The 25,697-nt window shown below is 72.6% G+C and carries 19 protein-coding genes; 11 read left to right on the top strand and 8 right to left on the bottom strand.

Translation table 11 applies throughout. The features are described 5' to 3' along the window. Positions 1-143 precede the first annotated feature (143 nt). Positions 144-1,163 carry a hypothetical protein gene (locus NAEX_RS04310; protein WP_143141314.1) on the top strand — a complete coding sequence of 340 codons (1,020 nt, stop codon included), beginning with the start codon at positions 144-146 and terminating at the stop codon, positions 1,161-1,163. Positions 1,164-1,173: 10 nt separating this feature from the next. Continuing rightward, on the top strand, positions 1,174-1,521 hold the full coding sequence (locus NAEX_RS04305) for a hypothetical protein (RefSeq protein ID WP_143141313.1): 348 nt from the start codon (positions 1,174-1,176) through the stop codon (positions 1,519-1,521). Between the two features lie 336 nt (positions 1,522-1,857). On the opposite strand, the gene NAEX_RS04300 is transcribed toward NAEX_RS04305, so the two are convergent. Together NAEX_RS04300 and NAEX_RS04295 are read right to left on the bottom strand one after the other, a co-directional pair. Further along, positions 1,858-2,883: a DUF4846 domain-containing protein gene (locus NAEX_RS04300; protein WP_096326249.1), complete on the bottom strand. Its 1,026-nt coding sequence runs from the start codon at positions 2,881-2,883 to the stop codon at positions 1,858-1,860. Between the two features lie 609 nt (positions 2,884-3,492). Next, positions 3,493-4,539 (bottom strand): potassium channel family protein, encoded by a 1,047-nt coding sequence (locus tag NAEX_RS04295; protein WP_170135447.1) that lies wholly within the window; start codon positions 4,537-4,539, stop codon positions 3,493-3,495. Between the two features lie 968 nt (positions 4,540-5,507). Between NAEX_RS04295 and NAEX_RS04290 the strand changes: the two genes are divergently transcribed. Continuing rightward, positions 5,508-6,299 (top strand): hypothetical protein, encoded by a 792-nt coding sequence (locus NAEX_RS04290; protein WP_100793457.1) that lies wholly within the window; start codon positions 5,508-5,510, stop codon positions 6,297-6,299. Positions 6,300-6,644: 345 nt separating this feature from the next. Here NAEX_RS04290 and NAEX_RS04280 read toward each other — a convergent pair whose 3' ends face one another. After that, positions 6,645-8,150: an HTTM domain-containing protein gene (locus tag NAEX_RS04280; RefSeq protein WP_096326245.1), complete on the bottom strand. Its 1,506-nt coding sequence runs from the start codon at positions 8,148-8,150 to the stop codon at positions 6,645-6,647. A gap of 449 nt (positions 8,151-8,599) precedes the next feature. Between NAEX_RS04280 and NAEX_RS04275 the strand changes: the two genes are divergently transcribed. The 3 genes from NAEX_RS04275 (at position 8,600) to NAEX_RS04265 (ending at position 11,864) form a co-directional block, all read left to right on the top strand. Continuing rightward, entirely contained in the window at positions 8,600-9,964 is a 1,365-nt protein-coding gene (locus NAEX_RS04275) for a TolC family protein (protein WP_170135446.1), read from the top strand. Between the two features lie 128 nt (positions 9,965-10,092). Continuing rightward, positions 10,093-10,896 carry an SDR family NAD(P)-dependent oxidoreductase gene (locus NAEX_RS04270; protein WP_096333516.1) on the top strand — a complete coding sequence of 268 codons (804 nt, stop codon included), beginning with the start codon at positions 10,093-10,095 and terminating at the stop codon, positions 10,894-10,896. 32 nt (positions 10,897-10,928) lie between these two features. Next, positions 10,929-11,864: a LysR family transcriptional regulator gene (locus tag NAEX_RS04265; protein WP_096326243.1), complete on the top strand. Its 936-nt coding sequence runs from the start codon at positions 10,929-10,931 to the stop codon at positions 11,862-11,864. 84 nt (positions 11,865-11,948) lie between these two features. On the opposite strand, the gene NAEX_RS04260 is transcribed toward NAEX_RS04265, so the two are convergent. Both NAEX_RS04260 and NAEX_RS04255 read right to left on the bottom strand, forming a co-directional pair. Continuing rightward, complete coding sequence (locus NAEX_RS04260) at positions 11,949-13,466, bottom strand: protein kinase domain-containing protein (RefSeq protein WP_096326242.1); 1,518 nt, start codon at positions 13,464-13,466, stop codon at positions 11,949-11,951. Between the two features lies 1 nt (position 13,467). Next, complete coding sequence (locus NAEX_RS04255) at positions 13,468-14,997, bottom strand: sigma 54-interacting transcriptional regulator (protein WP_170135445.1); 1,530 nt, start codon at positions 14,995-14,997, stop codon at positions 13,468-13,470. A gap of 103 nt (positions 14,998-15,100) precedes the next feature. Here NAEX_RS04255 and NAEX_RS04250 point away from each other — a divergent pair, with 103 nt between their 5' ends. The 5 genes from NAEX_RS04250 to NAEX_RS04230 all read left to right on the top strand — a co-directional run bounded on the left by NAEX_RS04250 (position 15,101) and on the right by NAEX_RS04230 (position 23,652). Next, a complete protein-coding gene (locus NAEX_RS04250) occupies positions 15,101-16,741 on the top strand; it encodes a hypothetical protein (RefSeq protein WP_096326240.1) in 1,641 nt (546 codons plus the stop codon). A gap of 293 nt (positions 16,742-17,034) precedes the next feature. Next, positions 17,035-17,943 (top strand): branched-chain amino acid transaminase, encoded by a 909-nt coding sequence (locus NAEX_RS04245; protein WP_096326239.1) that lies wholly within the window; start codon positions 17,035-17,037, stop codon positions 17,941-17,943. Between the two features lie 7 nt (positions 17,944-17,950). Continuing rightward, positions 17,951-20,665, top strand: a complete 2,715-nt coding sequence (locus NAEX_RS04240; protein WP_096326238.1) for an MMPL family transporter — start codon at positions 17,951-17,953, stop codon at positions 20,663-20,665. Positions 20,666-20,903: 238 nt separating this feature from the next. Further along, a complete protein-coding gene (locus NAEX_RS04235; RefSeq protein ID WP_096326237.1) occupies positions 20,904-21,674 on the top strand; it encodes an outer membrane lipoprotein-sorting protein in 771 nt (256 codons plus the stop codon). A gap of 10 nt (positions 21,675-21,684) precedes the next feature. Beyond that, the gene (locus tag NAEX_RS04230; RefSeq protein WP_143141311.1) at positions 21,685-23,652 is read left to right on the top strand and encodes a ribosomal eL19 family protein; all 1,968 of its coding nucleotides are present in this window, start codon (positions 21,685-21,687) and stop codon (positions 23,650-23,652) included. Positions 23,653-23,714: 62 nt separating this feature from the next. Here NAEX_RS04230 and NAEX_RS04225 read toward each other — a convergent pair whose 3' ends face one another. Genes NAEX_RS04225 through NAEX_RS04215 form a run of 3 tightly spaced genes read right to left on the bottom strand, consistent with a single transcriptional unit; the run spans position 23,715 to position 25,646 of the window. Continuing rightward, a complete protein-coding gene (locus NAEX_RS04225) occupies positions 23,715-24,821 on the bottom strand; it encodes a sensor histidine kinase (RefSeq protein ID WP_096326235.1) in 1,107 nt (368 codons plus the stop codon). Continuing rightward, positions 24,818-25,201 carry a DUF7793 family protein gene (locus tag NAEX_RS04220; protein WP_096326234.1) on the bottom strand — a complete coding sequence of 128 codons (384 nt, stop codon included), beginning with the start codon at positions 25,199-25,201 and terminating at the stop codon, positions 24,818-24,820. The genes NAEX_RS04225 and NAEX_RS04220 overlap by 4 nt, the downstream gene beginning before the upstream one ends. A gap of 10 nt (positions 25,202-25,211) precedes the next feature. Then, positions 25,212-25,646: a DUF7793 family protein gene (locus tag NAEX_RS04215; protein WP_096326233.1), complete on the bottom strand. Its 435-nt coding sequence runs from the start codon at positions 25,644-25,646 to the stop codon at positions 25,212-25,214. Positions 25,647-25,697 lie beyond the last annotated feature (51 nt).

The raw sequence follows: 25,697 nt of genomic DNA, 5'->3' as shown, positions 1-25,697 counted from the left end.
TGATGTGCGCGCCGCCCGCAAGGTCGCGGCAACACCCGGGATTTGGAGGTCCTGGCGGGTTTGGACCGGGTTTTGCCGCGGGTCCCTGCGGTTTTGCGACATACTTGCGCCGCGGCGCGGGCCTCTGTCAGGCTCTGGGGGTCATGCCGGGACATCCGCGAGGCGAGACCTTCGGTCGCGGCCGTGCCGGTCGGGGACTCGCCGCGGCGGCGTCGCTGCTGGCGGCGTTTCTGGCCGGTTTGCCGGCCTGGGCCGCGCCGTTCGCGGGCACCGGGCACGCGCCGATCAGCGAGAAGGTCGACAGCCTCAAGGCCCGCGGCCAGGCGCTCGAGCGGGCGCGGCGGGCGGCGCTCGAGGCGGCGCTCGAGCAAGTCGGGCCCGCGGACGCCGTCCAGCGCAAGAAGATCCTCGACGACGCCGCGGTGTGGACGCGAGCCTACCGCGTGCTGCAGCAGGGCGACGACGGGGCGACGGCGACGGCGGTGGTGTCGGTGGAGATCGACACCGGACGGCTGTCCAAGGCGCTGGCCCTGCCGGCCGCGCCGGTGGCGAAGGAGGGCCCGGCGCTGGTGGCCGTGCGCGGCGAGGGTTGTGCCGAGGGGGCCGCCGAGGCGCTGGCGCAGCGGTGGATCAAGGCAGGCCTCCTCCGCGACGGCCGCGGCGGGACGATCTCCGCCGCCTCGGCCCGCACCCTCGAGCTCCGCTGCCGCGAGCTCGGCACCGTCGCGTATCCCCGCGGGATCGTCGTCGAGGCGGCCGTGGTCCTGCGCGGCGAGGGTCGCGACGGCGCGGCCTCGGCGACCGCCACCGGCTTCGCGGCCGACGCGGCGGCGGCGGCGGCCTCGGCCCTCGAGAGCGCCTCGAACCAGGTCTCGGGGGCCATGTCCGTTCAGACAGCCGGCGGCCTGCGCCTGCGCCTCACCACGCCGTGGCCGGCCGCGCGCGTGCGGCGGCTCGAGCGCGCGATCGCCGAGTCGGTGATCGGCGCCCAGGCGGTCAAGGTGGCCGCGGTCGGCGGCGACGGCTCGGTGACCTTGAAGATCGACGGCCCGCTCAGCGCGGCCGAGCTCCAGGAGCGACTCGCCGCGGTGCAGGTGCCCGGGGCGACGCTCGTGGCATTGGAGGTGGAGGCGCCCGATGTCGTACACGCGCGGCTGCAATAGGTTGAGCAAATTGGGCAATGGGGGGTGGACGGGGCGGATCGGCGCGCTGGCGCTGGCGCTGGCGCTCGCCGGCGGCTGCAAGCGCAGCGAGCTCAGCGGGGCCGAGCAGTCGGCGCCGCTGGTGCTCGAGGTGGCCCCCGGCGACCTCGACGCCGAAGTGTTCGTCGACGGCAACTACGTCGGCCAGGTCAAGGTGCTGCAGGAGCCCGAGACCGGCCCGCTGCTGCTGGCGCCGGGGATCCACCGCATCGAGGTCCGCAAGCCCGGCCGCTTCCCGGTCCAGGTCACGGCGACGGTCAAGAAGGATCGCAACGGGCCGGTGGTGATCCGCGCCGAGCTGCTCGAAGACCCGAGCTGAGGCCCGGGCCGGCCAAGAGAACGAGAGGGCATGTCGCGAGCGACATGTCTTCTCAGGCATGCGCGAAAGAGCATGTCCTTCGGGGCGTGTTCGAGCGGGCATGTGCGAAGGGGCCGCGGCCGCTGGCCCGCGGGTGAGGCGCGGCGGGCGTCAGCGCCGCGGAGGGCGCAGGCGGGCCGGACCGGTGGTCCTCGACGCGGACACGGGGCCGAGCTCGGGGAGGAGGCGCAGCCGGGCGGGTGCAGTCGGGCTTGCGGCCGCGGACCGATCCCGCGGTGCAGGACGCGCAGCCGGGCTGCGAGGGCGCGGCAGGATGTCCCGCGGGACAGGTCGGACTCAGCCGTCGCGGAAGCGGCGGAGGTCGCGGTCGGTGAAGGGGCCCCACTCGGGGGTCATGGCGCCGGTCTTGAGCGCGTCGGCGCGGTACCACGGCGACAGCGCGGCGTCGCCCGGGTTCTTGAGCACGTGGAACTGCTGGGCCGGCATGTAGCTCTGGCCGAGCAGGAAGTAGCGGGCGCCGCGGTCGTCCTCGGCGACGTCGAGGACGAGCACGGCGTGGCCGGGGAAGCCGCCCTGGACCAGCACGTCGCCGGCGGTCAGCGCGGCGAGCTCGCGGCGCGGCAGCTCGGCGGCGATCGAGGCGGTGCCGGCGTAGGTGAAGAGGGTGCGCATGTAGCCCCGCAGGGTCTCGCGAGTGGCGGGGCGCGGGCTGCCGGGCACCCGCTCGGCCTTCTTGCCGACCAGCTTGAGGCGGGTGCCGCCGAGGTAAGAGGCGAAGTCCCACGGGGTGCCGTCGGTCAGCTTGAAGGCGATCGCGCGCCGCTGGTCGGCCGCCCACTGGTACTCGACGCGCAGGCGCATGACGGCGTCGGCGCACTGCTGGAGGTCGCGGTCGCCGACGTCGAGGTCGACGACGCGGACATGAGCCGCCTGGTTGGGCTTGGTCCCGCCGCTGTAGAGCAGCACCGGGGCGCCGTCGGGCAACAGCGGCAGGCCGCGCAGCCAGGCGCCGAAGCTGCCCTCCGGCAGCGGGACCCGCCGCGCGCCGGGGGGCGGGGCGATCGCGGCGGCCAGCCGCTCGCGCGCCGGTGGCTCGCCGCCCGCCTCGGTCAGCCAGGCGTACTGCGTCAGCGGCGGGAGGGACGGCTTCGACGAGGCGTCCGCGGGGACAGGCGAGGCGGGCCCGGCGGGAGGTGACTCCGAGGGCATGTCCTTGTCGACATGTTCATCTGACCCTGTCTTCAAGGACATTTCTGAAGGGACATGTCCGCTGCCGGCCGGCGGGGGCGCGGCCGGCGGGGCGACGCCGGCGGAGTCGCAAGCGAGCAGCGAGACGAGGCCGAGGAGGGCGCGGCGGAGCATCGCCGTCAGTATGCGACGACATGCGGGCCAGAGGCCTGGCGCGACCCCGAGCCTGCGGCGGCTGGCCCCGGCGCAGACGGCGGAGAGGCGGCGCGCCGCGGACGGGCGCGGGAGCTCGTGAGCGACGCGGCACGGGAGCAAGGCCTGCTCCGGGCGTCGCGGGCGCGGTGAGAGCAGTCGTCGGGACGAGGCGGGCCTGCGATTCGGCGGGAGCCGGATGCCCGTTTGCGCGGAGTGGCTCGCGGTGGGTCGCTGGTGAGGCGGGGACTGGGATTCGGCGGGGAGCCGGATGCCCGTTGCGCGGAGTGGCTCGCGGTGGGTCGTTGGGGCGCGGGCCTGGGATTCGGCGGGAGTCGGATGCGCGTTGCGCGGAGTGGCTCGCGGTGGGTCGCTGGTGAGGCGGGGACTGGGATTCGGCGGGGAGTCGGATGCCCGTTGCGCGGAGTGGTTCGCGTGAGCGGAATGTAGCGAGGAGACTCATGGGTGCGAGCCAGCCGACATTTTTGCAATGTCGATACCACGCCGGGGATGATGGACCCGCCCGGTGCTTGGCCAGGCGCGACCATGCATCGAGGGACGAGAAAAGGATGAGCTCGGGCCGGCCTCGCGTCAGCCGCGGGCGCGGGCTTTGACGGCGGCGATCTCGTCGACGGCGACGTGGACGATCACGCTCTCCCCGGGGCGGCGGGGCTCGTCGCGGTTGAAGCGGTGGGTGGGGGGCTGCTTGTCGCGGCGCAGGCCGACCACGGGGGCGTCGAGGAGGGCGCGGATCTCGGTCGCGTTCTTGCCGGCGAGCGGGCTCTGGGCCGTGATCTCGAGCTCGAGCGTGGCCATGAGCGTGTCGCCGAGGCGGTAGGCGCCGTGGATCCGCTCGTCGAGGGCGGCGGCGGCGAACAGCGGGGCGGAGAGCGCCGAGGTGGAGAAGATCGAGTCGACCGAGAACGCCTTGCCGAGCTTGCGCGCCATGTTCTGGTCGAAGAAGCGCATGACGAGGCGGATGTTCGGGTTGATCTGGCGGGCGTCGAGGCCGACCTCGAGGTTGACGAGGTCGTCGTCGGTGCAGGCGATCAGGCAGGCGGCGCGGTCGAGGCCGAGCTCGCGCAGCAGGCTCTCGCGGCGGGCGTCGCCGATCACCAGCGGGACGTTGCGAGCCCGCGCCTCCTCGACGAACGGGCCCTCGCCGCGGGCCTCGACGACGATGACCGGCCGTTCGCGGGCCAGCAGCTCCTCGAGCACGCGGAAGCCGACGTGGCCGAGGCCGATCAGGATGATGTGATCGCGGTAGGTCTGGGCCATGATGCGGATCCACGCGGTCTGGTGGGTGTTGAAGTCGAACAGCGACAGGCCCACCTTCAGCAGGCCCTCGGCGACCACGAAGGCCCCGGCGACCGGGACCGTGAAGTACATCAGGCGCAGGAGCCAGTCCTCGGGCAGGGCGCTGACGTGCTCGAAGAACAGCTGGGTGTAGACCTGATAGCAGGCGCCGACGAAGTCGAGGCCGGCGACCTCTTGCGCGCTCCCGCGCGCCTGCAGCGTGAGCCCGCCGGCGATCGTCAGCGCGGCCAGGATCGTCAGCCGCGGCGCCAGCAGGCGCAGGGCGTACGCCAGAAAGCGCAGGCGGGCGAGCAGCGGCGTGCGGACGCGGCGGACGGGCATGCGGGCCGGGTACGGTAACGCGGGGCCGGCCGGGTCGGGAAGGGCCCCGCGCCGGGCGGCGACTCCCCGGCGGCGAGCGCGAGATCGCCCCGCTGGCGTGGAGGACATGTCCTTTCGGTCAGAGAGCGGATCGCCGCCGCGACTGTGCGGTCGATCAATTCCAATCGGGCGGCGGCTGAACCCGGATGCAGGCCGTCGGCGAGGGGGCGGTCGACACGTCATTCATCCGACCGCCCCGCTGGTGATGTCGCGCACGATTTCGGCGCTGTTACATCGCAACCGTTCGCTGCGTTCAATGGCCGCGGAAGCTGGCCTCAGGGGATGCAGGATGCGCGTGCCGCGGGCTGTCCGTCGTGCCAGGTGATACCCGCGATCGCCGGTCGAGGGCAGGACCGTGACAGCGGTCATTCGCGCTGGCAGACGGTGCTCACATTCCGTCCGATCCGCCGCGAGCGCTCGGTCGTAGCGGCTGGATGTGCACAGGCGATCGCAGGCGGTCGATCGCTGTTTATTCGCTGCGCGTCTGCGGACCGCCGCGGGGCCGCGGACGGAACGCTGTTCTCTCGCCGCGTGAGGGCGTCCACGCTCGTCCGCGGGACCGGTCGACGAGGCCGGGGTGGGCCGCTGCCTATGGCCGTTCGCGGTCCGAACTGCTCGTCGCAATCTCCCGCGGCGGTCTGCCCGGCGATCGAAGAGGAGCCGCAAGTGGCCGTAATTGTACCAATATTGAACAGGGTTCAGTGCAGGAGGCAACGCGCCCTGAATCGTCACGGCGGCGTGTCCTGTGCTTCCGCGTGTGCGGACGCCAATGCGCTCCGGCTCCATAAATGCGGCGTAAAGACGGTGCAGAGGGCTGTACACGCAGATGGTGGAGAAGGCGAAAGCGGCGCGGAGACGCGAATGGGTGCGGATGCGCCGTCGACGAATTATGTCGTGACTCAGCCAGCGGTTTGCGGCATATCTGGCGCATGAGCATCCTTCACCGTCTCCGGTCCGATCTGCAGCGCAGCGTCGCGGAGCACCAGGCCATGCTTTTGGCGCAAGTGCTGCGGCAGCGCTTCAGCGAGCTCACGCTCGGTGATCTGCGCGAGATCCTGACGAGCCCTCTCGGACGCGGCCTCGACAACCTCAAGCTCGCCGAGCTCAGCCAGAACGCCGGCCCGAGCGATGCAGGCAAGCCGGGCGGCAAGGCGGGGAAGCGTGGCGGCGGACGGGCGTCCAGGGCGGACGCGTCCGTGCCGGCGCGGTCCGGGCGGTCGCCGAGCGCCACCAGCAGCGACTACGTGTCTTCGATCGTCGAGATGCTCCAGGCCGCAGGGACCGGGCTGACATCCGGTGAACTGCGAGCGAAGCTCGGCGGCAGCCCGAGCACGATGTACCGCGCGGTCACCGAGCTGATCAAGGCCGGCAAGGTCCGCAGCGAGGGCAAGCCTGCGCGCTACTCGTGGATCCCGGGGGCGCAATACGAGGTCGCCGACGACGACGACGACGACGCTGCCAGCTTGCCGCCGCCGAGCAAGCGCGGTCGTCCGCCGGTGGTCTCGGCGCGCACGCTCGAGGGCCGCGCCAACTATGACGCCGCGGTCATGAACCTGCTGCAGCAGACGAACGGCTGGATCGGCGCGTCGCAGCTGCGCGCCCACGTCGGCGGCTCCGACAATCAGGTCCGCATCGCCCTCCATCGCCTGGTCGCCTCCGGGCAGGTCACGCGCCGCGGCGAGCGTAACTCCACCGAATACCGGGTCACCTCGCGCACCTGAGTGTTTAGGCGCCGCCGATCCGTCGCCCCGACCGCGGCGGGCGGCTCGACGACGACGGCGGTCACGACCAGACCGGCTCCACCACCGAGCCGGCCCCCTCCTGCGAGACGCCCGCGGTGGAATGCGGGGTCGACGGCCATGGCAGATGTCGTACGGACCCGCTCCTCGGCATCGACGAGATCGCGGCGACCGATGATCCTCGCCGGTGCAAATACGCGATCTCCGCCGCGCCGTCGAACCTGTCGAGCGGCACCTGGACGATCCAGGTCGCCCCGTTCACGCAGCAATTCGCCGGGCCCTGAACTCGCGCCGGGCCCAGGGCGCCCGGCGCGTGGTCGCGTGCGGTCAGAGGTGCCGCTCGAGGGCGAGCTCGGGCTCGGCCATCGGCAAGATCCACCGGGCCGGCCAGATCGATCGCGGCTCCCTGGCGAGGTCGACCTCCGGGTCGATCATCAATTGCGGCGCGCGACCGTTCAGCGACACGTTGGCGACCGCGCGGATCTGGATGTCCTCGTAGCCCTGCGCGCGCAAGTCGGCCGCGAGGTGATGCGCGAACTGCAGGATCATCTCCGGCCGCACGGACATCTCGCTGCGCTGCCAGCTCGTGAGGTACTGGCGCGCGTCGACCTCCCAGGTCCGCTCCTCGTGCGGGTCGGTGGCGAGGAAGCGGACCCGCGCCGCCTTGTCGCGCAGCTTCATCCGCCACGAGAACTTGTGACCCTCCTCGGTCCACGCGACGTCGCCCGGATACAGCCAGTGGCGCAGCGGGAACAGCACCTGGAAGCCGCAGTACGCGGCCAGCAGGGCGAGGGTCACCCGCTGCCCGGGGCGCAGGCCGGTGCGCAGCGAGAGGGTGATGGGCTCGCGCGGCCGCACGGCGCGCCACGGCTCGAAGCGGGCGGCGGTCTTGAGGCCGAACACGCGGGCGAGGAAGCGCTCGAACCGCCGCGGCCAGTCGGGCTCGAAGAACATCAGCGTGGCGGCGGCCATCACCCACGGGAAGATGCCGATCGTGAACACGTAGCCGTTGATCAGGTTGAACACCAGGGCGGCGACGAACGCGAACGGTCGCGACTTGCGCCAGAGGAGGAACGGGACGATGAGCAGGTCGAACAAGAGGCCGCCCCAGCTGAAGAAATAGACGACCCACTCCTGCGTGAACAGCGGGCCGAAGATCGGCCGATTGGCGCGCGCGGCCAGCCACATGCGCATCGGCTCGCCCTGCAGCCAATCGCCGTTGAGCTTGGCGATCCCGCCGAACACGTACGGGACGGCGATCTGGAAGCGGACGAACCACAGGGCCCAGGTCGGTGCCGTCGTGGCGCGCAGCCGCGGCCGCAGCCGGGCGTCGACCGAGAAGGCGCGGCCCGCCGGGACGAAGATCATGACGAATGCGATCAGCGCGATCAAATAGAAGTGGTTGAGGTAGCGCGCCTGCTCGAGCAAAAACCAGTAGCTGAAGCCGAGGAAGAACACGGTGGCGGCCACGCGATAGCAGAAGCCGATCATCACGCAGGCGGCGGCGAGGGCGAGCACGAGGAAATGCACGTACATGCCGTCGCCCGGCCACGGCCGGACCCAGTCGAATGCGTAATAGGTGAAGTGAAAGCCCGGCTGAATGTACGTCGCGCCGATCTTGCCCCAATAGCGCCATACGTCGACGAGCATCAGCAGGCCGAACGCGACCCGGAACCACACCAGGGAGGCGATGTCGACCGGGGCGAACAGGCGCGCGGGCAGCGGCAGCCGGGCTCGCAGGCCCAAACCGGAGGCTGCGGCCCCGATGCCGCTGGTCGCGGCCAGGACCTCTTCGCGGCGAGTGATGGATTGGGACGAGGAGTTGACGTCCATGACTTCATCGATAGCGCCGCGTGCGGCGCCCACGGCCGGCGCGCGGCCGTCGGCGCCCGTGGAACCATGCGCCGCGCGAGGACCACGCCGGGCGGCGCGGGGTCCAGCGCGCCGCGCGACGCGACCGCGATCCAGCGCACAGGCCGGCGCGCCTCGCCGGGGCCGCTCGCCCGGCCCGCCGCGCGCTGCCGCCGCCCACGGTCGCGGCCGCGCGACCGCGTGGATTCGCGGCGGGCTCGCGCCGACGTCGCTGCAATGGCGCGGCGGCGCGGTGCCGACATTGGCGGTGGCACGAGTCGGAGCGTCCGCGACGCGGCGGTGATTCGTCGCGTCGATCGCGAATCGCGGCACCACGGCCGCGCTTGCGCGACGAGCGCGCGAACTCGCCCATGAAGAACGCCGCACGTGCGGGCTCCTGGGGGAGATCCCGGTGTACAAGAGGGACGCCGATGTCGTTCTTCGCCTCGCTCCGGACCACGGCGTGCGCCGCCATGCTGTACTTTGGGACAGGTACGGGCCAGGTCGCGGCCGGGCCGCCGGTGTCCACGGGGGCCCCGCCGGCCGCCACGCCGGGGCTGAGCAAGCCGGAGCCGCGCGAGCTGGCCCCGGCGCCGCTGCGCCCCGGGCCGGTGCAGCGGTGGACGGTCGATCGGGTGGTCCGCACGGTCGAGGTGAACCACCCGCGGATGGCGGCGCTCAAGGCCCAGCGCGGGGTGCTCGACGCCCGCGTGCTGACGGCGCGCACGTCGATACCGAACCCGTACATCCTCTCGGACAACGGCACCGCCGAGTACACCTACCGCCTCGGGATCACGCAGACGTTCGAGCTCGGCAAGCGCCGCCGACGGGTCGAGGTCGCCGGGGCGCAGGTCGGGGTCCACGAGGCGGACCTGCGGATCCTGGCGGCGGAGCTGCGGGCCGAGGCCCGGCGCACGTACATGGAGGCGTTCTTCGCCCAGGAGCGCGAGGCCCAGTTCATCGCCCTGATCCGCAGCGTCGACGAGCTGCTCGGCCAGGCCGAGGCGCTGCCGGGCGACATCCCCCGCGCCGACGTGCTCGAGGCCAAGACGACCCGCCTGCACGCCCGCCAGGCGCTCGAGCAGGCCAAGTTCGAGCACCTCCAGGCCGACATCCGCCTCAACAGCCTGCTGGGCAACCCGCCGAGCGTCGAGCTCGAGCTGGTGTCGCCGGCGCGCGACCGGCCGCCGAGCTGGCTCGACCTCCACAACGACGACTGGCGCAACGAGTTCCTGGCCGCCTACGATCACCTGATCGTCGAGGCGCTGCGCCAGCGGCCCGAGCTGGCCCGGCTGAAGAGCACGCGCGAGGTAGTGAACAAGGAGGAGCGGCTGGCCCGCGCCAACCGGGCCCCGGACATGATCGTGTCGGCCGGCCCCGACATGGTCCCGGGCGGCAAGCCGATGTGGGGCGCGTTCTTCATGCTGTCGCTCGAGGTGCCGATCTTCAACCGCCAGCAGGGCCCGCTCGCCGAGGTCCGCGCGAGCCGCGAGCAGATCGATCAGGAAGGCGCGGCGCTGGCCCACGAGATCGCCCGCCAGCTCGCCGACGCGGTCGCGCTGGCGTCGTTCCAGCAGTCGCAGCTGCGGCTCTACGAGGGCGAGCTGCTGCCCACCGCCGACGCCGTCTACGAGGACGCGCGCCAGGCCTTCCTCGCCAACCAGTCGCCGTTCCTGGTCGCCGTGCGCGCCCAGGAGGCCCGCGTGCTGGTCTATCTGGCCTACTACCGGGCGCTCGCGGCCTACCACGTGGCCCTCGCCGGGGTCGAGCAGGCGCTCGGCTTCCCGGCGATCTGAGCGGGTTTCGGCGGGGATCTCGGGACGTGTCCCTCGGGACATGTTCGAGCGCCGTTTACCGCCCACGAAAAACGGATGGACGGCGTTGGCGATTGTCGGGCCCGAAGGCCGTCGCCATCCTCGAGGCCATGCATCACACGAGCTTCGCGGGCAAGAACGTCCTCGTCACCGGCGCGTCGATGGGCCTGGGCAAGGCCTTCGCGGAGGCCCTCGCCCGCCGCGGCGCCACCGTCATCCTCGTCGCGCGCAGCCGCGAGCGGCTGGAGGCGCTGGCGCGCGCCCTGCCGCCGGGCCAGGCCCACGTGGTCGTCGCCGACCTCGCCGCGCCCGGCGCGGCCGGGCGGGTGAAGGAGGCGGTGGCGGCCCTCGGCCTCGGCGTCGACATCCTCGTCAACAACGCGGGCTTCGGCCTCCACGGCCCGTTCACCGGGCGGCCGCCGGCGGAGCAGCGCGAGCAGATCGACCTCAACGTCGTCGCCCTGGTCGAGCTCACCGGCGTGTTCCTCCCCGAGATCGAGCGCCGTCGCGGCGGGATCATCCACGTCGCCTCGGTCGCCGGCTTCCAGCCGACGCCCTACATGGCGGTGTACGGCGCCACCAAGGCGTTCGTGCTGTCGTTCAGCGACGCGCTGTGGGCCGAGCTGCAGCCCCGCGGGGTGCGCGTGCTGTGCGTGTCGCCCGGCCTGACCGCCACCGCCTTCTTCGAGCGCGCCGGCGAGGGCGCCGCGGGCCGGCTGGCCGGCAAGAAGGCCGACCCGGCCGCGGTCGTCGCGACGGCGCTGGCGGCCTACGCGGGCGACCGCTCGTCGGTCGTGCACGGCCGGCGCAACGCGGCGATGACGTTCGCCGCGCGCTTCCTCAGCCGCCAGCGCGCCGCGCAGATCATCGCCAGGATGACCGCGCCGAAGCAGGCGATCGCGCCGTCGGGTTGAGCGCGGGCCGCCGGCGTGCGAGTTTTGCGTCCGTGCAAAACAAGCTCCCCGCCTGGGACGACCTGCGCGTCCTGCTCGCCGTCCACCGCCACGGCACCCTCCTCGCGGCCGGCCAGGCGCTCGGGCTCTCGACGTCGACGGTGGCCCGGCGGATCGGCGCGCTCGAGCGCGACATGGGCGTCGCGCTGGTCCACCGCACCACGCAGGGCTCGCGGCTCGAGACCGAGGCGCTGGCGCTGGTCGCCCTGGCCCACGGCTTCGAGCAGTCGCTGGCGGCGCACCGCCGCGGCGGCAGCCAGCGCACGTTCTCGGGGGTGGTCCGGATCTCGCTGCCCGACGGCATGATGGCCGGAGCCGCCGAGGCCGCCAACCGCTTCTGTCGCCAGCACCCCGAGACCTTCATCGAGGCGGTCTCCGAGCTGCGCTTCGTCGACCTCGTGGCCCGCGAGGCCGACATCGGCGTCCGCAACCGGCGCTCGTCGTCGCCGGTGCTGATCGACCGGCCGCTCGGCGTGCTCGAGAGCGGCCTGTACGCCAGCGAGGAGTACGTCGCCCGCCGCCTGCCGGCGCGCTTCCTCGGCCCCGGCGACTACGCGGCCCAGGACTTCGTCGTCGACGACGCCGCCGACCGCGTGCCGACGCGGTGGCTGGTCGACCGCGGCGCCCGTCGCTTCCCGTTCCGCTCCAACGCGATGGAGGCCCGGCTGCTGGCGGCCAAGGGCGGGCGAGGGCTGGTGCTGTGCGCCGTCGGCGAGGCGACCCGCCACCCCGAGCTGGTGCCGATCGACCTCGAGGCGCCGCTGCCCTCGATCCCGTTCTTCCTCACCATGCACAAGGACGTGCGCAAGGTGCCGCGGGTCAAGGGCTTCGCCGCGGCGTTCGAGGCGGTGTTCGCCGAGCACATGCTGCTGCAAGCCGCGGCGCTGGCCGCCCGCGCGGCGCGGCGCCCGAGCGGGCAGGGCCGATGACGGCGCGAGGCCGAGCATGGCGGAAGGAGCATGCCTTCCGAAACATGCTCGATCGTACATGCGCTGAAGAGCATGCCCGATCGGTCAGCCGGACTCGGTGCGCTCGTCGTCGAGGGTCTCGGCGACGCCGAGGGCGGCGGCGCGGGTGAGCCGGGCGGCCAGAGCGGGATCGGCCTCGACCTCGGCCAAGAGCTCGCGCAGGGCGACCACCAGCGCCTCGGCGTCCGGCCGCGCGGCGGGGTCCTTGGCGAGGGTGGCGTCGACGAGCTGCGACAGCGAGGCGGGCAGGCCGGGGTCGACGTCGCGGAGCGAGCGCGGCTGGTAGGTCATGTGCTGGGTGACCGCCTCCCACGGGGTGCGCCCGCGCAGGCCGAGCGGGGAGACGCCGACGACGAGCTCGTAGAGGAGGACGCCGAGGCTGTAGACGTCGGAGCGACCGTCGTACTCGGCGCCGGTCAGCCGCTCGGGGGCGATGTAGCGCGGGGTGCCGAGGACGTGACCGGCGCCGGTGAGGTCGACCGAGGCGCCCTCGGCGACCCCGCGGACGAACTTGGCGATCCCGAAGTCGAGGACCTTGACGACCTCCTGGCCGCGCTCGTCGCGGTGGAGGAACAGGTTCTCCGGCTTGATGTCGCGGTGCAGGATGCCGTCGGCGTGGGCCGCGGCGAGCACCTCGGCGACGACGAGGGCGATCGCGAGGACCCGCCCGAGCCGCGGCGGCGGGCCGCGGCGACGGGCGTCGGCGAGGGTCTCGCCGCGGAGCAGCTCCATCACGAGGTAGGGGATCCCGCTGCGCGCGACGCCGAAGTCGAGGACGACGGCGGCGTTGGGGTGGCGGATCCGCCACTCGCCCTCGCGCCCGAAGCGGGCCAGCTGGGCGCTGGTGATGACGCCGCCCGAGGGCCGGAACACCTTGATGGCGACCGGCCGCCCGGTCGCCAGCTCGGTGCCGCGGTAGACGACGCTGAAGCCGCCCGTGCCGAGCCGCTCGTGGAGGGCGTAGCGGCCGTCGATCTCGTTGCCCGGGAGGGCCTCGACCACGGCCGAGAACAGCTGGGCGATCTGCCGGTTGGAGCGCAAGAGCTCGTCGTGCGAGCGCTCGAGCTCGGCGTTCTTGCGCGCGAGCTCCTCGACGTAGAGGCGGAGCTGCTGCTCGGCCTGCTTGCGCTCGGAGATGTCGCGCACGATCGCGGTGAAGTGGCGGGCGTCGCCGTGGGCCCAGGTCGACAGCGACAGCTCGAGCGGGAAGCGGGCGCCGCCGCGGCGCAGACCCTCGAGCTCGACGGTGCGGCCGACGACGCGGTAGTCGCCGGTGTCGCGGGCGCGCACGAGGCCGGCGCGGTGGGCCTCGCGGAGGTCGGCGGGGATGATCTCGGTGATGTTGGCGCCGAGCATCTCCGCCGCGGTGCGGCCGAAGATCCGCTCGGCGCTGCGGTTCCACTGGGTGATCACGCCGGCGCTGTCGACGGTGACGATGGCGTCGATCGCGGTGGCGGCGACGGCCTCGAACCGCGCGGCCGGGCCGGCGTCGCGCTCGGCCCGCAAGGCCGCGAGCTCGCGGCGGAGAGCGGCGAGCTCGTCGAGGTCGTCGCGCGCGTCCACGTCAGGCGCCCCCCCGGCCGCGGACCTGGAGGTTGTAGCGCCGCACCAGGCGGGTGAGCACGTGCCGGGAGGACAGCCCGAGCTCGCGCCAGACCGGCTCCTGGCGGCCCTCGTGGCGGTCGAGGCAGCGCTGGATGACGTCGGGCGGGATCGTCAGCGGGTCGAGGCCGGGCGGGGCGGGGGCCGGCGGGGCGGTGTCGGCGAGGCTGTCCGAACGGTCAGGTGATCGGCCGCCGGCGGGACGTGGTTCATGGGACATGTCCGCAAAGACATGGGGTTCGTCGGCGGGGTCGGCGACGTCGACGGTGTCGCCGGTCGAGGCGGTCATGGCCCGCCACAGCAGCGACTCGAGCTCGCGCACGTGGGTGGTGAAGCGGTGCGAGGCGAGCTGCTCGATCAGCCGCCACGACACGCGGGGCGGCCGCGCGGGGTCGCCGTCGGGGAAGAACCGGCGCGCCAGCAGCGGGTCGGCGCGGGCCAGCCGGCGCAGGATGTGGCGGGCGATCAGCGGGATGTCGGCGCGCCGCTCCCCGAGGCCGGCGAGCTCGAGCCGCAGAGGAAGGCGGGCCAGGACGTCGTCCTTGAGGGCCTGCTCGGACCTGTTGGTGGCGGCGATCAGGCGGAAGTCGGCGCGGCGAGCCGCGGCCTCGCCGAGGCGCGAGTACTCGCCGCCGTCGAGGACGCGCAGCAGGTGGGCCTGCAGCGGCTGCGGCAGCTCGGCGAACTCGTCGAGGAAGAGGGTGCCGCCGTCGGCCTCGCCGACCAGGCCGGGGCGCTCGGGGGTGCCGGTGTTGGGGAAGTTCCTGGCGTTGCCGAACAGCTCGGCGTCGATGAGGGTCTCGGGGAAGGTGGCGGCGTTGCGGGCGACCAGGGCCCGCCGGCCGCGCGCGGAGTGGCGGTGGACGGCCTGCGCGACCAACTCCTTGCCGGTGCCGCTGGGGCCGCGCACGAGCACGTGGGCGTTGCGGCCGGCGACGAAGGCGACGCGGGCGCGCAGGGCCCAGGTCAGCGGATCTTCGCCGACGATGCCGTCGGCGTCGGCGTCGCCGAACGGGTGCAGGGGCAGCGGCGGATCGGCCGGGGCGATCGCGGCCGGACGGCGCACGCACATGAACACGGCCACGCGCGCGAGCACGACGACGTCGTCGGGGGCGAGGGTGGCGCGCTGGACCTCGCGCCCGCCGAGCAACAGCGGCGAGCGGCCGCGGTTGTCGAGGTGCAGCACGCCTTGCCCGAGCTCGACCGCGAGCTGGGTGCGGGACAGCCGCGGCGACCGCAACGGGCCGGTCAGCGTGACCAGGCCGGGCCGCTGTCGCGCCCACTCGAGCCGCGGCGCCGGGTCGTCGCCGCTGGCCTCGGCGCGGCCGAGCAAGTAGGTGGCGCCGGGGCGATCGTCGGGCGCGAGCGCGACCTCGCCGACCCGCTCGGGCTCGTCGGCCGACCAGAGGATGACGAGCCCCAGGCGAGTCCCGAGCGCGTCCCCGCTGCGCCGCAGCTGGACGCTCGCCTCGAACGTCTCCGTGATCTCCACGGCGCGGGATGGTACACGCCCGGCCCAGGCCCGATAAGCCGTCCTCCGCGGTTCCGAGGCGCGCCCGGTCCCAGCGGACCCGAAACCTGGCACCATCGCGGCGATGAGATCGATCCGCCCGGCCGTGACGATCGCTGCGGACAGTTGGACGGTCGGCGTCGTGCTGGCGCTGGTGGTCGCCGGGCTGCCGCCGCCGGTCCGCGCGGCCCAGCCCGTGTCCGATGCCGGCCCGGTGGAGGTGGTCGCGGCCGCGCAGGTCGAGGTCGCCGTCTCAGGCCCGCCGCCGGAGCTCGCGGCCCCGCCGGGGGCGGCGTTGGGTCAGGCGCAGCAGCTGGAGGCGAGCGGGCGCTTCGCCGAGGCGGCGCAGATCTACGAGGCGCAGTGGCAGACGACCGCGGACGCGCGGTTCCTTTATCACGCGGCGGTCGCCCGCTCGCGGGCCGAGCACCACGCGATCGCGCTGCGCCTGCTCCACGAGTGTCTGCGAGTGATGAGCGCCGCCGGCCCGCTGCCCGAGGCGGTCCGGCGCCACCTCGAGGTCGCCCGCGAGCGCGAGCTGCAGGCGACGGTCCGTGTGCAGCTGCAGGTGATCGAGGGGACGCAGCCGGTCCCGGCGTCGACGCTCGCGGCGGCGCGGATCTCCCTGCGTCGGCTCGGGCTGGCCGGCGAACCTGTCCCCGGGAACAGCTTCGAGTGGGTCGGTCGACCGGCGGACGGCCTCCACCTCGACCGGGGGCGGTGGCAGATCGACGTCGAGGTGCCCGGCTACGCGCCGGCGCGGCTGGTCGCCGAGGCGGCGCCGTCGTGGTCGTTGCAGGTGCAGAGACGCAAGGTCGTCGTCGACCTGCGGTTTTCGCCGGAGCGGGCGCTCCGGGGCGCGCAGCTCAAGCTGCGGGCGCTCGACCACGTCTCGCCCTTCGCCGTCGAGCGGCCGCTCGCGGGCCCGACGGCGACGGTCACGTTGACGCCGGGGCTGTGGCAGCTCCACGTCCGCGCGCGCCGGCACAAGGCCGACGCCCAGCTGTCCATTCGGCCAGGTCAGCCGCCGATCGACGTCGCGCTGGCCCGACTCAGGCCGGTCGACGACCAGCAGCTGCAGCGCGCACCCAAGCTGTTGCTCGGCATCTTCGGCGGGTTCGCGGCGACCTACGTGACCGGCATCGGCCTCCTGGTCGCCTCGGCCAACCGCGAGAAGCGGGCGGAGCGGCGCGACGCGGCGGCGTACGAAGAGGCGGGCGTCGAGCCGGGCGCGACCGGCGAGATCGATCCGGCCGCGGCGGCGGCGATCGAGGCGACCTACCCGGCGGCGCAGCTGCACCGCGACCTCGAGCGGGCCGGTCGGCTGCACACGGCCGGCGGCGTCGTCGCGGGCGCGAGCATCGGTGCGATCTTGACGATGCTGCCGCCGGCGCTGCGAGGCAAGCGGCGCGCCCTGGTGCTGGAGCTCGGGCTCGGCGGGATGCTGCTGGCCGGCGGCGGGGGCTGGCTGGCCTTCGCGCTGAGCCAGCAGGAGCGGCTGCTCGCCGATCCGGACCTGCGCGTGAGCCCGGCCGGCCTCGAGCGCCGTGAGGGCCAGCGGGTCGCGGCGTCGCTGTTCACCGGCGTGGGCGCGGGCCTGGTGCTGTTCTCCGGGATCGCGCTCGCCCACGACGCGGCCGACCGCCGCAAGCGCGCGCGCGCGTTCGCGGCCGCGCCGTGGGCCGCCCCCGGCCTGGCCGGCTGGTCGATCGCGGGCCGGTTCTGAGGCGGCCGAAAGCCTCGCGTGGGGCGAGCACCGCGTGGGACCTCGCCGCGTCGAAGTCGACGCCGGACTGCTGTCCGCGGCAGGCCGGCACGCAATCACTCGCGAGTCCCGTGCGCCCACGGCTTGCATGTGCAGCGAGCGCCGGTTCGCGGATGTCCCAAGAGACATGTCGGTGCGCTGCGGGCGTCGCGGCTCCGTGAGCTGGCTCGCGCCTGCACCCGTGGAGCGCGGCGAGCGAGCAGGCGGCTGCGCAGTGGCGAGCCGCCAGTTTCCTCTGGCATCCTCCGCGCCGCATGATCACCTACTTCGATGGCAAGTTCGTCGACGACGCCGAGGCGGTCATCAGCGTGCGCTCGCGCGCGCTGAATTACGGTCTCGGCTGTTTCGGGGGGATCCGCGGCTACCTCGCCGCCGACGGGCGGCAGATCAACCTGTTCCGCGTCGGCGACCACATCACCCGGCTGATGCACTCGGCGCGGGTGCTGCACATGCGACTGCCGGGTGCTCACGCGGAGATCTGCGGCCTCGTGGGCGAGCTGCTGCGCCGCAACGAGGTGCATCACGACGTCTACGTCCGCCCGCTGGTGCTCAACGGCTCGACCAAGCTGGCGCCGGTGATGCGCGAGGAGGACAGCGTGCTGGCGATCTACTGCCTGCCGCTGCAGCGCTACATGGAGAAGGACGCGATCGACGTGTGCGTGTCGTCGTGGCGGCGCGCGACCGACAACGCGATCCCGGCGCGGACCAAGGCGACGGGCCTGTACCTCAACAGCGCGCTGGCCCGGCGCGAGGCCCACGACAACGGCTACGACGAGGCGATCTTCCTGACCGAGTACGGCAAGGTCTCGGAGGGCAGCGCCGAGCACGTGTTCATCGTCCGCGACGGCGTGCTGTACACCCCGCCGAGCACCGAGGACAACCTCGACGGCATCACCCGCCGCTCGCTGATCGCCCTGGCGACCGAGGACCTCGGCCTCAAGGTCGTCGAGCGGGTGATCGGCCGCACCGAGCTGTACGTCGCCGACGAGCTGTTCTTGTGCGGCACGGGGGCGCAGATCCAGCCGGTCCGCTCGGTCGACCGGCGCACGATCGGCGACGGCGGGATCGGCACCGTCACCGCCCGCCTCACCGAGCACTTCAACAACGTGGTCCGCGGCCGCGTCGAGGCGCGCCGCGGCTGGCTGACCCCCGTCTGGGAGTGAGCCGGCGATGCGCGACCACCCGTTCGTCCGCGCCCGCTGGATCATCCTCGCGCTCGCCGTCGGCCTGGCGGCGCTGATCCTGCCTGGCCTTCGGGACATCCGCGAGGACAACGACGTGCTCGCGTTCCTGCCGCCCGACCACCCCGACGTGGTCGCGTTCCGCGAGGTCGCCAGGCGCTTCGGCGTGCTCGAGGTCGGCCTCGTCGGCCTGACCAAGCCCGACGGCGACCTGCTGTCGGTCGAGCGGGTCGACGAGGTCCGCGAGCTGGGCCGCGAGATCGCGCGCAAGGACGGCGTGCGCATGGTGCTGTCGTTCGCCGACCTGCCCGACCCGCGCGTCACCGACGACGGGCTCGAGATCGCCGAGCTGGTGCCCGAGGCGCTGCGCGACGAGGCGAAGATCCGCGAGAAGGTGCTCGGCTCGACCGACGCCGTCGGCACCATGATCTCGCGCGACGGCCGGGCCGCGGCGCTGATGGTGTTCCTGATGCACCACGAGGACCGGGCCGCGGCGGCCGACGCGAGGACGGCGACGATCCGGGAGATCCGCGCCGCGCTGGGCCACGGCTGGCAGGGCGAGAGCCACCTCGGCGGCGCGCCCTTCATCGAGGACGTGGCGGCCACCGCCAGCCGCGCCGACCTCGACAAGCTGTCGCCGATCGTCATCGGCGTGCTCGTGCTGGTCTCGGCGGTGCTGCTCGGCAGCGTCGTCGCGGCGGCGATCAACCTCGTGCTGACCGGCCTGGGCGTCGGCCTGGTGCTCGGCGCCCACGGGGTGTTCGGCGAGGCGCTGACGATCGTCAGCAGCTCGATGCCGGTGCTGATGGTCGCGCTCGGCGGCGCCTTCGGCGTCCACATGCTGGCCGGCTACCAGCGCCAGAGCGGCACCAGCCGCGAGCGCGCCAGCGCCACGCTGCGCGAGCTGTGGCTGCCGGTCCTGCTCAGCGGCCTGACCACCGCGGTGTCGTTCTTCGCCCTGACGATGATGCCGCAGGTGCCGATGCAGCGGTTCGGCGTGACCGCCGGCGTCGGCGTGCTGGTGCTGCTGGCGCTGGCGCTGGTGGTGCTGCCGGCGATCTTGTCTGTCCTTCCGGACAGGTTGATGCCGCCGCGGACCGAGCGCTCGATGCCGCTGCGGATACGCCCGAAGCTGTGGCTCCTGCTGCTGCTGGCGGTGGCCGGCGCGGGGGTGGCGTCGACCCTGCGGGCCGACGCCGACCCGACCGAGGTGTTCTCGGAGGACAGCGAGCCAATGCGCTCGAACCGGTTCTTCAACGAGCACTTCGGCGGCTCGACCTTCCTGCAGATCGCGGTCGAGGCCGAGCAGCGCGGCGACACCGACCGCAAGGCGCTGGCCGAGCCGACGGCGCTGCGGGAGATCCGCGACCTCGCCGAGCAGGTGCGGGCGATCGAGGGCGTGGTCGACGTGCGCTCGATCGTCGAGCCGCACGCGCTGCTCAACGAGGCGCTCGGCGGCCGCCGCGGCGTGCCCGAGACCCCGGGCCGCGCGTCGCGGGTGTTCGCGCTGCTGCAGGGCCACCCCGCGGTCGCGCAGCTCGTCACCGACGACACCGCCGGGGCGCTCATCCACATCAAGCTGGCGCCGATGTCGGGCGACCAGCAGGTCGTCGTCGCCGACGCGGTGCGGGCGCTGCTCGACCGCCATTCGGCCGGCGGCTTCGTCATCGCGCCGACCACCGATCCGAAGGTGCGCGCGGTCCAGGTGCAGGAGGTCGGGCAGCGGCTGTCGCGGCTGCTCGGCCGCCCCGTCGACGCCGACAAGCTGCTGCAGGCGTCGCCCGCCAGCGCGCCGTCGCCGGCGCTGCTGGCCGCGCTCAAGGAGGTCCGCGACCGCGCGCTCGACTCCGAGGACAGCCCGGTCGAGGGCGTGCCGCGCGAGGAGATCGACGCGATCGATCCGGCCAGCCTCGTGACGCCGCGCGGCGCCGAGCTCGAGGCGCTGCTGCGCGCCAAGCTGCCGACGCTGGCCGCCAAGGACCCCGAGGGCATCGGCTTCGTCGCCAAGCACCTCGGGCCGTGGGCGGACGACGCGCTGGTGCGCTTCCAGGTCGAGGCCCGCTGCGCCGCGCTCGACCTGCCGCTGCAGGCGCCGGCCGACGCGGTCGGCCCGACCTGCACGTCGGTCAAGGGCGCGCTGTCGGAGCTCGACGACGACGAGTGGCGGGTGGCCGCGGGCGAGGGTCGCGGCCTGTCCTTCAAGACACGTCTCACGGGACAGCCCGTGATCGGCGCCGCGTTCGCGGAGAGCGTCACGCGCAGCCTGTTCACCTCGACCGGCGTGTCGCTGGTGGGTCTGGCGCTGACGCTGCTGCTGGCGCGGCAGATGCTCGCGCTGGTGCCGGCGGTGTGGTGCCTGTGCGTGACGATGGGGATCTTCGGCCTGCTCGGGATGCCGATCAGCGTCGGCACCAGCATGATCTCCTGCATCGCCGTCGGCGCCGGCGTCGACTTTGCGATCCACCTCAACTTCCGCGCGCGCAACTACACGGGCGCCGACGCCGGCGCGCGAGCCGTCGACGACATCGGCGTGGTCACGCTGATCTCGGCCTTGCAGCTCGCGGCGGCGTTCCTCGTGCTGCTCGCGTCCGAGATGGCGCCGTTGCGGGACCTCGGGCTCGGCCTGGCCATCGCGCTGGTCGGCGCGGCCCTCGGCGCCTGCTGGTTCGCGCCCTGGCTGGCGCGTCCCGGGGTGCGCAAGTAGGTGCGCAGGACGGTCGCGGCGGCCGCGGAGTGACTTCTGTGATCCGGATCACCGGACCGACGCGGAGGGCCGTGCTCGCAGGCGGCGCCCTCCGTCCTTATCGCCCACAACTGGGTGTCATGGCGCGGCCCCGGACAGAATAGTCGCCGTGACCGGTCGTCCAACGCGCCGCGTGCGGCCGCCCAGCGTGGCGGCGCGCGTCACCTGTCCCCCTGATACACTCCGGAGCCTCGAAGCCATGAAGCCTGTCACCTTCCTCCTCGCCTCGGCCCTCGTGTTGCCCGCGACCATCACGGTCGCCCCGCAGGCAGTGAGCGCCGCCGAAGACGCGTTCAGCAAGGGTGCTGCGATTCTGAAGGTCGCCGACGAGCGCGCCGCGAGGTTCCCCGATCAGACCTATACGGCGTCGATGGAGATCTTCAAGGGCGGGAACCTCCGCCAGACCATGATCTTCAAGATGTCGATGAAGGGGCTGGAGAAGCAGTTCATCAACTTCACCGCCCCTGGTGACGTCGCGGGCATGAAGATCCTCATGGAGGACCGCGACACGATTTACATGTACAGCCCCGAGTTCCAGAAGGTGCGCCGCGTCGCGGCGCATATGCAGAACCAGGGCTTCCTCGGCAGCGAGTTCACGCCCGAGGACATGGTGCTCGCCAAGCTCTCGCCGTCGTTCGACGCCGAGCTGATCGGCAAGACCGGCGACGAGACCAAGCTGGTCCTCAAGCCGAAGGCCGGCCAGAGCACGTCCTTCAGCAAGCTCGAGATCTTCATCGACTCGAAGGTCGGCGGCATCACGCGCATCCACTACTTCGACCCCTCCGGCAAGCACATCCGCACCCAGTCGCGCGAGGCCTGGCAGCCGTTCGAGGGCACCCAGATCCCGACCAAGATCCGCATGAAGAACCTCAAGACGGGCGACGAGACCGTCATCAACCTGTCCGAGATCGACGTGAAGACCCCCGTCTCCGACGATCTGTTCTCCCGCCGCACGCTGATGCGCGGGTGAGCTTCGCGTGGTGTCTACCGCTGGCGTAACCGTCCTCAGTCTGCAGTGGGCGCTCTGGGCCTTGGCCCAGGCGCCTGCTGATCGCGAATACCAGGGCCCCGAGGGGGTCCCGAACAAGTCGAGCCCGGCCAAGCCGGGCAAGCCGAACACCGACGTGTCGGTCGACGACGTGTTCGGCACCGGCCCGGCCAAGCCTGCTTCTCCGCCGGCCGAGAAGCCGGCCGAGCCCGCCAAGCCCGCCGCCAAGCCGAGCGCGGGCGGGGCCGACCTGTCGATGGACGACGTGTTCGGCGCGGGCGCCGACACCGGCTCGTCCGAGGCGCCGGCGAAGGGCAGCGAGCCGGCGGGCACGACCACGGCGCGTGACCTCGAGATCGACGACGTGTTCGGCGGCGGCAGCGCTCAGCCCGCCGGGGCGTCGACCGGGCCGACGACGACGGTCACGACCCCCACGCCGGCGCCGGCGGGCAAGCAGGCCGACGCGCCCGCGGGCAAGCAGCGGCTGCAGAGCCCGAGCGAGCAGATCCTGAACAAGACCGGCGGCAAGCTGCACACGCGCTTCCGCATCATCAGCAGCCTCCACTACGACGTCGACCGGGCCGAGCCGCGCAAGATCAGCCGCAACGAGAACCGCGTCGAGTTCTACTTCGCGTACACGCCCAACAAGCACGTCCAGGTGGTCGGCGAGATCGACCCGGTGCTGATGGGCACGAACCAGTCGCGCGAGCTCGACGACCTGGCCTCGCAGGTGTACATCCAGCGGTTCCACCTCGAGAGCCGCGCGGCCTACGTCGCGCTCACCGACATCGCCCCGGGCCTCGACATCAAGGTCGGGCGCCAGATCGTCGTGTGGGGCACCGCCGACAAGTTCAACCCGACCAACAACATCAACGCCGACGACCTCGAGGACCGGCCGCTGTTCACCGAGCCGATCGCCAACCAGATGGCGGTCATCGACTACTCGCCGCTGCGCGACCGCGACAAGCTGTACTTCCAGGGCGTCTACATCCCGCTGTTCTTCCCGGCGCTGCTGCCCCCGTCGGCGGCCGCCGGCCTGAAGGACCCGTACGCCGAGACGCCGTTCGCCAACGACCGCGAGCTGGCGAAGATCACGTACCTGCAGGAAGACTACCTGCCGAAGAACCCCAAGCTGGTCCCGCGGGTGTTCGGGCACGTCGAGATGCCCGAGAACAAGTTCTCGAACGGCCAGTTCGCGTTCAAGATGGGCTCGCGCCTGGGCGAGGTCGACATCAGCGCGTCGTACTACTACGGCCGCCACGACATCCCGCTGCCGGTCGAGGCCAAGACGACGCAGGTCCACGCGCTCAACGACCCGACCGATCCGCCCGACGGCTACTACTTCCGCTCGGACGTGCGCCTCATCTACCCGAAGATGCAGGTCATCGGCCTCGACTTCGCCACCCAGGTGCCGTTCCTCGGCAACATGGGCCTGTGGGGCGAGGCGGCCCTCATCATCCCCGAGGCCAAGCAGTTCCACATCGACCTGCCGCCGCTGCCCGGCGGCGGCGTCGACGTCACGCCGAACGACGACATGGCCAACCCGGAGGCCTTCATCGCCGGCCCGGCGATCAAGAAGCAGCCGTTCATCAAGGCCACCGCCGGGTTCGACTACACCTTCGGCAAGCACGTGTACGTGCAGGCGCAGTACCTGCGCGGCATGATCAACGAGTTCGGCGCCGGCCACATCGGCAACTACATCCTCGGCGGCACCGACCTGATCTTCTTCGGCCGCAAGCTGGTGTTCCGCGCGTTCGGCATGGTCGACCTGCCGAACAACAACCCCAAGGGCAAGGGCCCCTCGGGGGTGATCGCGCCGGCGCTGCTGTTCGCGCCGCCGTGGGGCTACGTCAACTTCGAGCTCGGCAGCTTCGCCCTGCTCGGCGGCGACAAGACCTACTTCGGCCAGCGAGCGACCGGCTCGTCGATCGTCTACTTCAAGGTGATCGGCTCATTCTAGCCTCGTTCTGGGCCTGCGTGGAAGGGCATGTCTGCCGGGACATGTCCGGACGAGCAGGCCGGTCAGCGCGGCTGCGGGCCGTCGACCGGCAGGCGCACGCGGAAGGTCGAGCCGCGGCGCAGCTCGCTGGTGACGACGATCGTGCCGCCGAGCAGGTCGCACAGCCGGCGGCTGATCGCCAGGCCGAGGCCGGTGCCGCCGAACCGGCGGGTGGAGGTGTCGTCGACCTGGGTGAAGGCGTCGAAGATCGACTCGAGCTTGTCGGCCGGGATGCCGATGCCGGTGTCGGTGACGGTGATGTCGACGAACGCGCGGCCGTGCTCGTCGTGGTCGCGGGCCGACAGGGTGATGTCGCCGCCGACGGTGAACTTGTTGGCGTTGCCGAGGATGTTGAGCAGGATCTGCTGCAGCCGCAGCGGGTCGGTGTGGATCAGCGGCCGCTCGAGCTCGACGCGCGTGTGCAGCACGTTGCCCGCGTCCTTGACCGAGGGCGCCAGGGTGGTCTGCAGCTCGTGCAGCAGGGTGCGCAGGTCGACCAGCTCGAGCCGCACGTCGACGCGGCCGGCCTCGATGCGCGCGAGGTCGAGGACGTCCTGGATGAGGTTGAGCAGGTGGCGCGAGGCGATCTGCAGGCGGTCGACGTCGATGGTCAGCGCCTCCTGACCGGCATCGACCAGGTCCTCGCGGATAATCTCGGCGTAGCCGATGATCGCGTTCAGCGGGGTGCGCAGCTCGTGGCTGATGTTGGCCAGGAAGGCGCTCTTGGCCCGGCTGGCCGCCAGCGCCTCGTCGCGCGCGCGCACCAGCGCCTTCATCGTGTGCGACAGCTCCTCGCCCATCATGTTGAGGCCGATCGCCATCGCGTTGATGAGCTCGTCGTTGTCGTCGTGGACCAGCGCGCGGCGGTCGTAGTCGAGGGCCGCGAACGCGGTGATGGTGTTGAACAGCTCCTCCATCTGCCGCTCGGTCCGCTCGCGATAGGCGCGCAGGGCCGCGAGCTCGGCGGCCACCACCGCCAGCGCCGTCTCGGCGGCCGCCCGCGGGTCGCTGGCGTACGCGGCGGCGTCCGGCGCCAGCGCGACCGCGGCGCGCAGCAGCGCGGCGATGCGCGGGTCCAGAGGGTCCGCCGCCGGGTCGGGCCCGGGCCGATGGCCTGACGAGTCGGTCACACCACCTGCTCTTTGAGCCAGACGAGCGCGTCGCCCTCGGAGTTGAACAGGCGCAGCGGGAAGGGCGGCCTGTGGACGTTGGTGTAGAAGCTGCCGAACATCCGCCCGACCTGCGAGTCGATCAGCATCGCCAGCGCGGACACCCGGTCGGCGGCCTCGGGTCGGACGTAGTAGAGCCGGGCGTCGCGGTCGAGGCCGCGCGAGGCCCGGGTGTCGAGCAGCATCGGCAGCTTGCGGCCTTCGGCCAGCTCGTCGACGGCGCGCGAGTTCTCGTGGGCGTCGTCGAGCGTGTGCGTCGCCGTCGGCAGCACCACGCAATGGACGATCCCGTCGGCGATCCAGATCCGTTCGGTGCGGGTGACGATCTCTCGCAGCTCCATGGGCTCGCCTCTACGGCCGGTCGGCGGGATCCTCGGTGATGAACGTGCGCAGCCAGGCGATCGCCTCGTCGACGTCGGCGAACATGCGGAACGGGAAGCGGGTCTTGTTGAGGCCGAGAAAGAAGTTGCCGATCACGCGGCTGACGTTCGAGCGGACCAGCATCGCCGCCGCGAGGTTGACGCGCTGGGCCTCGGAGCCGGCGTAGTAGTCGCGGCACTCGCGGGTGGCCGAGCTCGCGTGGGCCCGCATGTCGAGCAGCAGCGGCCGCGGCTTGCCCGCGGCGAGGGTGGCGACGGCCTCGACATTGACGATCGCGTCATCGAGGTCGGCGACCAGGCCCGGCTTCACCTCGGCGATCACGTAGCCGTCGGGGTGGAGCCACAGCCGCTCGGTCCGGGTGTCGATCACGCCGCGGGCATCTCGGGGGATGAACGACTCGCTCATGCGCGCGGCCAGGATAGCGGACCGGCCGCGCGTTGGGTGCACGGAGAAGCG

The sequence above is a fragment of the Nannocystis exedens genome, from assembly GCF_002343915.1.
GTDB lineage: Bacteria > Myxococcota_A > Polyangia > Nannocystales > Nannocystaceae > Nannocystis > Nannocystis exedens.
Note: the sequence above shows the minus strand (reverse complement) of the source record. Positions and strands in the feature narration are given on the sequence as shown.

Coding starts and splice junctions, on each gene's coding strand:
- NAEX_RS04295 (WP_170135447.1), bottom strand. CDS start 4,539: ATGCCCGTCCGCCGCGTCCGCACGCCGCTGCTCGCCCGCCTGCGCTTT.
- NAEX_RS04300 (WP_096326249.1), bottom strand. CDS start 2,883: ATGCTCCGCCGCGCCCTCCTCGGCCTCGTCTCGCTGCTCGCTTGCGAC.
- NAEX_RS04275 (WP_170135446.1), top strand. CDS start 8,600: ATGTCGTTCTTCGCCTCGCTCCGGACCACGGCGTGCGCCGCCATGCTG.
- NAEX_RS04240 (WP_096326238.1), top strand. CDS start 17,951: ATGCGCGACCACCCGTTCGTCCGCGCCCGCTGGATCATCCTCGCGCTC.
- NAEX_RS04280 (WP_096326245.1), bottom strand. CDS start 8,150: ATGGACGTCAACTCCTCGTCCCAATCCATCACTCGCCGCGAAGAGGTC.
- NAEX_RS04290 (WP_100793457.1), top strand. CDS start 5,508: ATGAGCATCCTTCACCGTCTCCGGTCCGATCTGCAGCGCAGCGTCGCG.
- NAEX_RS04270 (WP_096333516.1), top strand. CDS start 10,093: ATGCATCACACGAGCTTCGCGGGCAAGAACGTCCTCGTCACCGGCGCG.
- NAEX_RS04310 (WP_143141314.1), top strand. CDS start 144: ATGCCGGGACATCCGCGAGGCGAGACCTTCGGTCGCGGCCGTGCCGGT.
- NAEX_RS04215 (WP_096326233.1), bottom strand. CDS start 25,646: ATGAGCGAGTCGTTCATCCCCCGAGATGCCCGCGGCGTGATCGACACC.
- NAEX_RS04235 (WP_096326237.1), top strand. CDS start 20,904: ATGAAGCCTGTCACCTTCCTCCTCGCCTCGGCCCTCGTGTTGCCCGCG.
- NAEX_RS04245 (WP_096326239.1), top strand. CDS start 17,035: ATGATCACCTACTTCGATGGCAAGTTCGTCGACGACGCCGAGGCGGTC.
- NAEX_RS04220 (WP_096326234.1), bottom strand. CDS start 25,201: ATGGAGCTGCGAGAGATCGTCACCCGCACCGAACGGATCTGGATCGCC.
- NAEX_RS04250 (WP_096326240.1), top strand. CDS start 15,101: ATGAGATCGATCCGCCCGGCCGTGACGATCGCTGCGGACAGTTGGACG.